Annotated in this window: 9 protein-coding genes; 1 reads left to right on the top strand and 8 read right to left on the bottom strand. The window is 33.2% G+C overall.

Annotation, left to right across the window (positions count from 1 at the left end):
* The 3 genes from U0D62_RS24360 to U0D62_RS24350 all read right to left on the bottom strand — a co-directional run.
* Positions 1 to 204, bottom strand: a 204-nt coding sequence (locus tag U0D62_RS24360) for a hypothetical protein (protein ID WP_322289973.1), incomplete at its 3' end; no start/stop codon positions are given.
* 5 nt (positions 205 to 209) lie between these two features.
* Complete coding sequence (locus tag U0D62_RS24355; protein WP_322289972.1) at positions 210 to 3,605, bottom strand: hypothetical protein; 3,396 nt, start codon at positions 3,603 to 3,605, stop codon at positions 210 to 212.
* Between the two features lie 17 nt (positions 3,606 to 3,622).
* Positions 3,623 to 4,636 (bottom strand): tail fiber protein, encoded by a 1,014-nt coding sequence (locus tag U0D62_RS24350; RefSeq protein WP_322289971.1) that lies wholly within the window; start codon positions 4,634 to 4,636, stop codon positions 3,623 to 3,625.
* 452 nt (positions 4,637 to 5,088) lie between these two features.
* On the opposite strand from U0D62_RS24350, the gene U0D62_RS24345 reads away from it, so the two are divergent.
* Complete coding sequence (locus U0D62_RS24345) at positions 5,089 to 5,601, top strand: CvpA family protein (protein ID WP_322289970.1); 513 nt, start codon at positions 5,089 to 5,091, stop codon at positions 5,599 to 5,601.
* A gap of 93 nt (positions 5,602 to 5,694) precedes the next feature.
* Here the strand turns inward: U0D62_RS24345 and U0D62_RS24340 are convergent, their stop codons facing one another.
* From U0D62_RS24340 to U0D62_RS24320, 5 genes are all read right to left on the bottom strand, one after another.
* The gene (locus tag U0D62_RS24340) at positions 5,695 to 7,557 is read right to left on the bottom strand and encodes a SulP family inorganic anion transporter (protein ID WP_322289969.1); all 1,863 of its coding nucleotides are present in this window, start codon (positions 7,555 to 7,557) and stop codon (positions 5,695 to 5,697) included.
* A 98-nt stretch (positions 7,558 to 7,655) separates the two neighbouring features.
* A complete protein-coding gene (locus tag U0D62_RS24335; RefSeq protein ID WP_322289968.1) occupies positions 7,656 to 8,288 on the bottom strand; it encodes a carbonic anhydrase family protein in 633 nt (210 codons plus the stop codon).
* Positions 8,289 to 8,396: 108 nt separating this feature from the next.
* Positions 8,397 to 9,953, bottom strand: a complete 1,557-nt coding sequence (locus tag U0D62_RS24330) for a SulP family inorganic anion transporter (protein ID WP_322289967.1) — start codon at positions 9,951 to 9,953, stop codon at positions 8,397 to 8,399.
* A 123-nt stretch (positions 9,954 to 10,076) separates the two neighbouring features.
* Positions 10,077 to 10,403: a hypothetical protein gene (locus U0D62_RS24325; RefSeq protein ID WP_322289966.1), complete on the bottom strand. Its 327-nt coding sequence runs from the start codon at positions 10,401 to 10,403 to the stop codon at positions 10,077 to 10,079.
* Positions 10,404 to 10,588: 185 nt separating this feature from the next.
* A complete protein-coding gene (locus U0D62_RS24320; RefSeq protein WP_322289965.1) occupies positions 10,589 to 12,337 on the bottom strand; it encodes a helix-turn-helix domain-containing protein in 1,749 nt (582 codons plus the stop codon).
* Positions 12,338 to 12,796: the final 459 nt, after the last annotated feature.

The raw sequence follows: 12,796 nt of genomic DNA, 5'->3' as shown, positions 1-12,796 counted from the left end.
CGTAGGATCAAAATAAGGCTCTGCTATAATAGAAGCAGAGAAACTCGTGGATTGAAACCCTGGTGCCAGTATAATACTTTCTGTAGCGGTATAATTACCAGAAGTAGCGGTAGAAAGTGTGATCGTAGACTGTGTTTGTGCCTGCATTGTCATACTTACAAAAAGTAATGCAACGCTGATATATTTTAGAATGTTCTGTATCATCTTCATTAGTTTTTGTAGTTATATTGATTTTCACTAACCAAATTCCCTTCTGCATCTTTTACATATTGCAATCGGTTGAACTGATCATACTGATAGTAAATCGTATACCCACGAGGGTCAGTGATACTGGTCACTCCGATCAGTGGATCATAGGTATAGGTTGTTACCATCGCATTGGGAAGATCGGTTCGTAAACTGTTTTCTTGTGTACTGGTTAGACCAGTAGTTCCTGTATGGAAATTAGCACCAAATCCAGATAATGCTTCAATCTCACTACGTGTAGCATTTTCAACTTTGGCTATAGGATATTCCTGATTATATCCCCAGATATAACTGATATGAGAACCATCTGCTTTTGATACTTCTAATGCGTTACCGTGATTATCATAGTCTAAATATTCTACCCGATCTTGTAATGCATCATTACTTTTTCCTAATTGCACTATCTCCGGTAAAATCAAATTACTACCCCAATCTTTAAACAATGTCCTCTGTCTGGATAATAAGATTTCCTGGCTTCCTTCTTTCTTATAACTTTCTACTTGGATGGGAGTCGCCGATTGATTCTGGTACACTCTCTTAAGATCATTTATCGCATTGTATTCTTGCTGAGAAAGATTGCCTCCTGGAAGACTTGATACATTTGTTACATCATCCGGATAGTAAGTTTTTGTAAGCATCTGACTTCCTTCACTATCTGTTACTTCTGTTCGAGTAGGTAGACGATGAAATGTATTGTCATAGTGATACTTGGTGGTAGTGGTTATCGGATTTTCTCCATTGCTATCAAATACCATAGAAACCGTAGTATCCATATAATATCTTTCGGATACATTTTGATTTCTTACTACATACAGATAATAATCTAATCCTCTATCTAACAGGTTTTGATATCGAATTACAGAATTTAAAGGTTGTCCGTAGCAAGAATGATTTCTATATAAAAGCACATTGTTATTTCCTGGTGCAATACATTCATATCCGTTATCAATATGCCAATGATGTGTATGAGAAGTTGTACAATTATAATAGCTATATCTCTTATTAATATCTGATGCTTCACAATTATAATCCGATTCTCCCGGGATAATAGGATCAAAAATCTTTTTGATAATGTAACTGTTCACTACATTGGTATAAGAATCGTCTTTTAGATAGTTATTAATGGTTTCTTGTTGTTTAACATAGGTATTCGTTCCTTTTTTAGTATACAAGGTTACTCTTTTAGGAAATCCATTATTTGCAGCATCTGCATTTAATAGTTCAAAAGGAGCAAATTGACCACTTCCCCATAACAACTGACTTGTTGTATTTCTATTGATGATAAACTCGTGCTCTTCTGCTCCATTACTATAATTAGCATCTCCTTCGCTAATGGTCACATATTTATAATATACAGAGGAACTTCGTTGACTTAACACACTGTTTGTTGTACTAGAGAATAGGGTACGATATTGACAATCTACATAAGCACCCAAAGGGGTTCCGTTACCAATATCATTTGAACAATTTAATCTGGTAACAGAATCGTCTTCAAAATCTACAGGAATCCCTCGTTGACCTGAGGAAACTCCGGTATTAAATGCTTCATATTTATAATACTTTCTATTAGTGATCTGGTTATTATTATCTAAATTTCTTACTTCTTCAATTCTCTGACCTGCATAAACAACATCTTGTACTTGCTCCTCTTGCAGATAATATCTGATGTCAGCAATATAATCCAGTGTTCCATTTCTGGAAATACTAATGGTATAAGTATGATTTTTTAATAGGGTAACATCTTCATTAAGATGATCATTTCTGCTAATGCTTCTGGATAATAATTCCTGATTATCTGTTACATCAAAAATGCTAACTACTGCTGTACCTGTACAGCTAGTACATCCAAAAGAGTCCAAGTCTAAATTGGTAACTAGTTTTGTAGGGTTTGCAAAAGAATTGTGGTAGTTATTCGGAACTGTAAAAGTGGTACTATTGGGATACAGATTTCCTGTACCTATTAGTTGATTTGCGTTTACATAGGTGTTCTCTGCACTTGAAACCACATTGGCACCATATATAAATTCTGAAGATCCTTTGGTAGGATAGGTAATTCTTTGCAGCAATCCTTTTTGAGCATGTGTAGCAGAAGGAGTTCTGTCACCTCCAAAATTTTGCCAAAACGCATTATTGATTTGAGGAACAAGATGAAGGTTACTATCTTTCCCATTATAATACCCCCAATAATCCTGTGCTTTGGATAAACGCGAAGGGAACGTTTCTTTATCCATATAAGACAACTCATATTTTTGTGATGGATCTTTCATCGTAACATCTCTAAGAAAAACCCTGGAGTTACTTGTGATATCATAATTCAAAGAAAACTCATCAATGGGTGTATTGGATTCATTTAATATCTCAACCTGACTAAGCAAAGCCAGAGGAATATCAGGATGTGTTGTGGATGCTTGAAATCGTATTTTACCTGCACTCGGGCGATTGCTATTGATTTCTCTAAGTCGCAATCCATAAATAGAAACTACGGTTTCTGATGTACTTAAATTATCAGGAGGGCAATCTGCACCTTCTGCACAACCAGCTCCAAAATTCACTAGTTTAGAATAGGTTTCACTTGTACCTTGCGTGTATTGTTGATTCTCCTGATCGTATAAAAAATTAATTTCGTCTCCTGAAGGGTGGATTATTCTGGTAATATACCAGGAAGTGGTCATTCTTGGAGGATCATAAGAACTCGTGGCTGGTACTAAAATTTTACTACTTTCTGTATCAGCAAATTCATAAATCACTCCATTCTGTGCTGTGATAGAAAAAGTACGATTGGCCTGAAATCCATCTGTAGTAATTTTTAATAACGGGTTATCAGAAAGTATATGAACCCTATTCTTTCTATCAAGGATAAATCTTCCGGAAGCGCCTTGAAAATTAAAGTTATAAATATCATACTCGGAGTCTATTCCTGCTCCGATTCCGTTTAAATAAAAATCCATAACTCTTGGGTTCACTGCATTTCCTCCTTGAGTATACATCTCCTGGATTTCCTGATCTGGACTATTGGTCAATAAACCCGCTCCTGCACCATCATCATCTTCATCTTTTACCATTCGTGTGATTACACCTCCTGCATTCAAACTCCATCCCAGACCGACCCAACTGGTCATTTGGTCTACCCGTAATCCATTAGAATTATAGGATAAAGATATTGGAACTGATAAATTTCTGGTTTTATACTGGTACAAAGGGATACTCACATTTGCTGTTCCTGTAAACATTCCAACTGGTACTTCTCCATATTTTCCTAGCTCAAAGGCAGTAGGAGATGGTGGAGTAATTGTCGGGAGTTCTTGTGCAAAGGCAAATGAACTCAGCATTAAGAATATATAAATAATATATCGATTCATTTAATACGTTTTAATTTTTACTTTTTGATTACTAAAGATTCTATTTTGGCCAATCTAGCTTCTAGCTCTGCATTTTTAGCCTCTAGTTTCTGATTTTCAACTTCTTTTTGCTCCAATTGATGAATTCGTTTTTCCTGTGCAATTGTATATAAGGTGAGTTCTTCGATTTTTTCTAAGAGTTTCATGTTCATGATTCCTAACTCAACACCATTGGCTTCCATTGCTGCGGCAGACGGGATATTAGGTAGGTGCCCTTCTTGTTTTATATAGGCTTCAACATCGCCAATAGATTTTAAATCATAATCTTTTAAGAATACATAATCAGGAGCAGGAACACTTAAGTCTATTTTTACTTCTTCAGCATGGATTTTTCCTTTTACTGTGAGTTTGGAATCTGGAGTGGTGGTTCCAATGCCAATATTACCACTAGTGTTTATAGTAAATTCGGGTTGGTGGACAGAGTTGCCACTTCCATCCCTAATATCCCGATTTTGACTTATATGAAAACTTGTAGTAGGGCTACCTCCATCATATAACAAGCCTGTATTCCAGGAATATATATTATTTTGTCCATAACTAATTACAGCTGCATCCTTTCCTTCATCTCCTCTATCCAATTTCAGAATAGAACTTCCTCTTGTTCCTATTGCATTGATTTTGGCTGTACCTAAAACTTCGAATCTTTCAGACGGATTAGATATTCCAACTCCTACATATCCATTGGTTTTTATTTTAAAAAAAGAAGTAGCAAAGTCATTTTTTCCAAAATCAAAGCCATACCCATCACTAATACGAAATCCAAAAGTTGTGGATTCAACATTTCCTCCTCCATGTTTTAAATACACATAATCTCCCACGCCTGATAGCCAACCTGATTGAAATAAAACTCTATCATATTGTTTATCTGTAATTCTAAACGAAAAATCAGTATTAATATCCTGAACTCTTCCCGTAGATGAGTTTAGATTTACCTGACCAAAAACACCAGATCCATATAGTACTAGACCTAGAAATAACAATGATTTTTTCATAATTAAAACTTGTAATTTATTACCGAATAACTGCATAATTTATTTTTTTAATAAGATGTGTTTATAAAAAATATAGGCATGTAAAACTGTTGTTATCAATAACTCTTTTGAATACCCTATACTATTTTTTTGTAAAAATTTGATTTTGTACACTTTAAAAGGAATCTGACGATTCCTTTATTATAGTGTTGTGTAAGTATGTGTCAGCAGGACAAAATATGTTACCACCTGTTTTCTACTTTTTATGTTAAATTTTATTTTTATCCCAAAGAAGTCCGCAAACATAGGAAAATACAGTAGTTAAAAAAGTAAGAGAAATCATAAAGTTTATTCTCTTTAATAACAACAAAGATTTAGGTTGTTTACACCAATAAAAGGACATCAAAATTTAGATTCTATGAATAAGATTCATAAAATGAATTATATTTAGAGCAAGAATCTAGAAAAGACTCATGAACTATATTGATATTATTTTAGGAATTCTTTTACTCTGGGGATTAGTAAGAGGATTTATGAAGGGCTTATTTGTTTCTCTCGCTTCTTTGGTAGCTCTGGTTGCAGGAATTTATATTGCAGTGCATTTTTCTCATCTCGTTGGGGATTATTTACAACAATATGTAGACTGGCAGGAAAGTGTTATAAAGCTTACTGCTTTTGCTATTACTTTTATACTGGTTGTTATACTGATATCCATGGCAGGTAAACTACTTACAAAAATTGCAGATCTTGCTTCATTAGGAATAGTGAATAAGTTACTAGGTGCTGCTTTTGGTGTGCTTAAGTTTGCTTTTATTGCTAGTGTGGTACTTATGTTTGTAGATGCAGTTAATCAAAAAGTCACTTTTATCAAGCAGGAGACCCTCGATTCTTCTATATTATATAAACCAGTACGTACATTAGCTCCTACAGTATTGCCAAGCATTCTGAAAGATACAGATGAGAATAAACAACAAGAAGAGGTTTGATCAAACATAACATACATAAAATCAAAAGATCCCTACAAAAAACAGGGATCTTTTGATTTTAGATTATTTCATCTAAATGTGTTTATCACCAGATTAAACTGCATCTTCTACAGTATTTGTTATATATTTTAAACATTTATCAAAATCATCAAAAACACAATTTTCTGGAACGAGATCAGGAATAATATCAATACGTTCCATCAAATATCTTGGTTGTCTTAATAGCCCTACAAAAAGGATTTTCACTCCTTTTAGCTGAAGATTCAAGATCATTTCTTCCATAGCATATAAGCCCGATTGATCCATATACTGCATGCGATCCAGTCTCATTACCACTACAGAAGAAGTATCTGGTATCTGCGCTGCCAGCTGTTGAAAATCACTGGTAGAACCAAAGAACAAAGGCCCTTTAAGGTGCTTGATAAACACTTCTTCCTTTAGATTAGTCGGAAACTCTTTTTCATCTTTCCAGGCTTCTTCTTTTAATGCTTTTACATCAGATCGTTCTGCGGTAAGATCTCCTATTTTTTTCATAAACATAAGTGACGCCAATATTAACCCTATTCCTACTGCGTATACCAAATTCCAAAAAGTTGATAACACTAATACAATCAACATAATTAACACTTCCGAACTTAGCTTAACAGGGCCTAGTTTTATATCCTTCGGCATACTTGGTATGGCTCTTAACCCTTTATAGTCCATTACTCCAATACCTACTGTAATCAATATTCCTGCAAGTACGGCAGCTGGTATTTTTGATGCTACCGGAGCAAATCCAAGCATGATAATAAATAATACTGCCCCAGCAATCATACCTGATAGCTTTGTTTTACCTCCAGAGTTGATGTTTACAACAGTTCTAATCGTCGCTCCCGCTCCAGGGATCCCTCCAAACACAGCCGCGATACTATTTCCTATTCCTTGCCCTACTAATTCTTTATTGGGCTTATGTTTAGTTTTGGTCATATTATCTGCTACTACACTGGTCAATAGAGAATCGATTGCTCCTAATAATGCCAGGGTTAGCGCTGTAAAAATATAGGGAGTAATACTTCCCAGGCTAAATCCGGTAAACATCTCCAATCTTGGTATAGGTAATCCACTTGGGATTTCTTCTATAGGTCTATAGTCAAACCCAAAACCATAAGCAATTCCAGACATGACCACTAAAGCTACCAAGGTGCTTGGTATTACCTTTGTAATATATTTAAACCCATATATAATAATGATGGTTCCCAAGGCTAAGAGCAGTTCTAACCAGTTTATGTTTTTAAATGCTCTCGGGAAAATTTTGATGGCTCCCCATGCTCCAGAGGCTTCCTTCCCCGCAAGTGTTTGAGATTCTTTCAGAATATCATCACCTGTAATTTTTTCTGCTCGTGAAATGGTTTCTTTAAAATCTTCTAATACCAAAATTCCTTCATCTGCTTCTTCTTTAAGAATATTTTCAAGAATCACTTCTTCTGCCAAAGGTTTATATTTTTCTACATACTCCAAATCTTCTTTTGGGTAATATCCAAAAGACGGCAATATCTGCGTTAAAAGGATAATAACTCCAATTGCTGTCATAAAACCGGATACTACTGGATAGGGAATGTATTTAATATACCCTCCTAGACCAATCGCTCCCAAACCAATCTGCATAATTCCGCTTAATAGAAATACCATTAAAATAGCAGGTAATGCATTCTCCAAACTTCCATCATTGGCAGCAATGATTTCTGCTATTACAATCATACTGACTGCCGTCATAGGCGCAGTAGGTCCGGAAATCTGTGTATTGGTACCTCCAAAAAGTGCAGCAAAAAAACTAATAAATACAGCTCCATATAATCCGGCAGTTGGCCCTAATCCTGATGACACTCCAAAGGCCAATGCCAAGGGTAATGCAACGATACCTGCAGTCAATCCTCCAAAGGTATCTCCTTTTAAATTCTTGAAAAATCCTTTCATGTATATATGGTATTTTTGTTAAAAATTTCTAAAAAGTACTAAAAAAAATACCGACACTCAGAGGCATCGGTATTTTTTTAATAAAATTTTAGGAGATTCTAGCTTTCAAAGAACTTTACGCTTCCGTCATTAATATCATACATACCACCTATAATCATGATCTCACCATTAGCTTCCATGTCCTTAAGAACTTCACTCTGATTTCTTATGTTATCTATAGTCATCTCGACATTTTTAACGGCTACCTCATTAACAAAATCTATGTTTTTAGAAGTTCTTTCTGAAGCATCAGTTGGTTCTGTTACTGCTGCCACCGCAGGTTTAATTTTACTAATCAAAGCAGTAAGGTTTCCTAGTTGGGCATCATCGCATGCTCCTTTTACTGCTCCACAAGCAGTATGTCCTAATACTACAACCAATTTGGTTCCTGCAAGTTTACACGCAAACTCCATACTACCTAAGATATCTTCATTAACAAAATTACCGGCTACACGAGCACTAAAAATATCTCCGATTCCTTGATCAAAAACCAATTCTGCCGAAACTCTTGAATCTATACAACCCAGAACTGTAGCAAAAGGGAATTGCCCCCCTTTTGTATCACTTACCTGGTCTAAAAGATCTCTATCGGCCATATGCTTTTGTTGAAATCTTTGATTTCCTTCTTTAAGCATTTGTAATGCAGTTTGTGGAGTAATGGCGGCCTGCGTTTCTTTAGTATGTGCTTTCATTTGTTCTGTTTTTTATTATTTACTTATTATGTGATGAAATTTACCATCCAATTTATTACAAATACTATTAATTTATTTGAAGATGATTTATTTCTTTATTTTAAAAAATTATGCTGTTTTGGGTCTTAATTTAAAAAACTTAATATAACTATCAGGATTTTCAACAGCTCCTCTTTCAGAAATTAGATTAATATCAATGTTTTTGTTTTTAGCTTTTTCAGAAAAATCTTCCAAAATCTCTACGATATCATAATCCAGAAAACGTGTTTTTCTAACATCCAAGGTAAGATAAGTATCTTCTTCTAAACTATCAAGTTCTTTTAGGATGGCTCCTTTGTTAAAAAAGGTAACTTCTTCTGCAAGGGTCATTTTTACTCTGCGCTTACCATTACTAACATCTTCTATATGTAAGAAATGTGAGTTTTGGTAACTTTTAATTAGTATTACAACAACTCCTACCATTAATCCTAATCCAATTCCCCATAATAAATTAATAAAAACGATACCTAATACAGTAACAATAAAAGGAACAAATTGTTTCCAACCAGATTTCCAAAGAGATGCAAAAGTTGAAGGCTTGGCCAATTTATATCCTACGATTAGCAATATTGCTGCTAATACCGAAAGTGGGACTAGATTAAGTAATTTTGGAATAGCAATTACCGAAATAAGTAAAAGGAATCCATGTATAATAGCTGATAGTTTTGATTTACCACCTGATTGAATATTTGCAGAGCTTCGAACAATTACCTGTGTGATAGGCAACCCTCCTATAAGCCCAGAGATAACATTACCAGTTCCTTGAGCCATTAACTCTCTATTGGTGGGAGTTACTCTTTTCTGAGGGTCAATTTTATCGGTTGCTTCTACACAAAGCAGGGTCTCTAAACTTGCTACTAATGCAATAGTAAAGGCAACTAGCCATATTTCCCCTTGTGTAATTACTTCAAAGTTAGGAAAGCTAAATTGTCCTAAGAAAGAATTGATATCAGAAGGAATAGGCACACTTACCAAACTTTTGGTATTAATACCTAAACTTCCAGAAGAACCGAACACCGAGAAAAATACAATTCCTACTACTACAGCAACCAAAGGTCCTTGTACGAGCTGAAATATTTTTCCTTTCTTCGAAAGTACATTACTCCATAAAATCAAGATTCCTAAACCAATCACGGCTACTAATGTGCTACCTAAACTAAGGTTTGTAAAAGATTTCAAAATCGGCATAAAGGTACCTTCTCCTTTTTCTCCTACATATCCAAAAAAGACTGGAATTTGCTTCAGAATAATGATAATCCCAATACCTGTTAGCATTCCTTTAATTACAGAGGATGGGAAATAATATCCAATAATTCCTGCTCTTAGTAATCCTAATACGATCTGGATTACTCCTCCAAGAACAACAGCAACTAGAAAGTTTTCGAAACCTCCTAATGTTCCTATCGATGTTAATACAATAGCAGCCAACCCTGCAGCAGGTCCACTAACTCCAATTTGAGAACCACTTAAGAGTCCTACTACAATACCACCAATGATTCCCGCAATCAATCCTGAAAATAAGGGAGCTCCACTGGCTAAGGCAATACCTAAACATAACGGTAATGCCACAAAAAATACGACAATACTTGCCGGTAAATCATTTTTTAATGTTTTAAAAACACTCATAGCAATAATTATTTAGTTTGTGTTTAACACAAATATTTGTAATGATAAAAAATTGCCAAAAAGAATGATCAGACCCTTTATTTTATAAAGCATCAGTATTCAAGTTTGGCTACGATAAATATTTTATGAAATTTCTGGAGGAGGGGTTTTGTGCTCCAGATAAACCGAAGTATTATGTACATAAAAATCAGGATATAAATTAAAGTACGAATCAACTAATCCTGAATGGTTTATTATATTATCTTGAGAAATTTTGTCTTTTTCTTTGGTATCTTCCTGCTCAGATTGTTCATTATCCTTTTCTTCTGAGCTTTCACCTGCTTCTTCTAAAACGAAAGATACCTCTTCATCACAACTATAAAAAGTAACAAGACCCAAACCGTAGTTAGCTATGCTAAGCACGAAGCCAAGTACTACCAGAAATTTTGCTATTTGAAGTTTAGTGATCAATAAATTAAAAAAATTTCAGCAAATATAATACTGCTTATTAAAATCTAAGTTAAACAAAGGCTAATTTTTTTTATAAAATCGTTTTATTTACTCTTTTTCAGAGAAGTAGTAGTTAAAAACATTAGAAACTTACTTAAGTTATCATAAAAATTTTAATCAATTCAATATCATCATTTAACTCAAAGTTATATCGATTTTTCATCTTGTTTTTTAAGTTCTTTTATAAAATATGACGGACGGACTCCTGTCACTTTTTCAAAAGCTTTTGAAAAAGATTCTCGTTGATTATATCCAGATTCCTTTGCAATTGCATCGATCGTAAATTCTCTAAATTTAGTGTCATTTTTAAGACGATTCAAAACCTGATTAATTCTTAGGTTTTGGATATAACCATAAAATGATTCTTCTTTATACATCTTAATAATTCTCGAAAGATATTTTGAGTTACTATTTACTTTTCTTGCTAATTGTTGTAATGTAAGATTAGCATTTAAAAACCCTAATTCTTCTTCGAATTTATCTAATAGTGACAAGGTACGCGTTATTACTTCATCCGAAATATCGAGAGTTTCTCCTGGAGATACTGTTTTTTTGGTAATTTTCTTCTTATTAATTAGTGTTCCATCTAAGTCAATTACAAGTTTTCTTGCCTTTTGTTTATATCTAAATATTGAATAAGTTTGATATCCAAGAAGAATGAATATCAACACTCCAACACCAAGATACCAAAAGGATTTGGTTTTAAATTTTCTATTGTCTTTAGACAAACTAGTAATCAGTAATTCTTTCTCTTCAATTAATGTTGGGATATCAAACTTATCAAGGACTTTACTATTCACGTAATTAGCATTTACTCTATAAATGCTATCAAATACCAGTAGTTTATTGACATACTCTAACCGTTTCTCATATTCATTTTTAGAATGCATATTCATCAACTCATAATAAGTATCCCTATATCCAAAATCCATTTTTTGTCTTTTTTCATATAGAGAATCAATTTTTTTAAAATGGTAGTATGATACATTATGATTTCCTAAATCTTTATTCGTTTTCCCCAAATAGTAATGTATCTCAGCATAATTTGCTATACTTAAGTCTCCATAGGTTGTTTCAAGGTTTTCAAAAACCTGTTTTGCTGCTTCAAGATTTCCTAAATAGTAATCCGTAATTGCTGCATTTATTTCAAGATATCTATATAACGATGAATCCAGACCTTTAACAATTTTTTTTCCCATTTTGTTATAATAATGAGCTGAATCGTATTTTTTGATCATTGTTAAATAATATGATATATTACTATAATGATATCCAAGGTTTATATTATTATCGATAGATACAGTATCTTTTTTTAGCCTTTTTATGTCTTCTTTGTAGAAATCTATTGCCTCCTGTATCTTTCCAAAATTAGCTTTAATCGTTACTAAATCCTCTTTGCAAAACCTTAATAGTTGATCATTATTTAATAGTACAGCATAATCCTTTGCTTTAACCAAATAATTCATTGCTTTTACATAATCATATTCATCCATATAATATAGATATAGATCTGTATAAGTTAATGCCCGTATGTATTCATAGGATTTTTTGCCAGCAGTCAACGTTAAAACGGTATCCATGTAGCTTAAATACTTCTCGCCATCATAGATACTTCCTAAGTAATAGTAACCTGATATTATATTGGAAGTGTCTTTTTCTTTTTGTGCCTTTAGCAATTTTTGTTTTTCACATTGAATTGCTTCTCTTGTTTTAGGATCGAGAATAAAATCTTGTGGTTCCTGGTACGATTCTAATCGTGAAAAATCTATATTCTGGGCTAATAAACAATTAGATATAACCAGTAAATAAATAAAACAACAAGAGCCAATTTTAGGTACCTCACCTATGACTCCTTTAAAAACATAAAATCTTATTATATTAAAAAAGCAATTCAAAAAACTATGTTATAGTGGTTATTTTGGGCTATTATTCTATTGTAAAATTATAAACATCTGGAAGGTATGTATTGTATACAAAAACCAAAACGTCTACGTATCAACAACTTATCAAATATATAATAGAATTAAAAATAAATTCATATTTATTACAGATAAAAGAATTTTTACAATTATCTCAAAACACATAATGAGACACTAATTATTTAGTTAAAATAGTATAAGCTAAATTCGTTTCGGATTTAAATATAAAGTGTATCTGTTTTTCTTTACTCAATAGAACAATCAAAACTAATTTAATTCTAAACAACTCAAAATCAGATACATAACCATTTTATCAGTTATTCAACCAAACTCTGGTAATTACTAAATTTGCTTCTCTATTTTCTTAAAATAAATCAGTCGATTTTCCTTGAATATTGACTACTCTTTCTTGTATTTAGGATAAAATACTATAAT

The sequence above is a fragment of the Aquimarina callyspongiae genome (assembly GCF_034322225.1).
Taxonomy (GTDB): domain Bacteria; phylum Bacteroidota; class Bacteroidia; order Flavobacteriales; family Flavobacteriaceae; genus Aquimarina.
The sequence above is the reverse complement of the archived record's forward strand: the minus strand, read 5'-3'. Positions and strand labels throughout refer to the sequence as shown.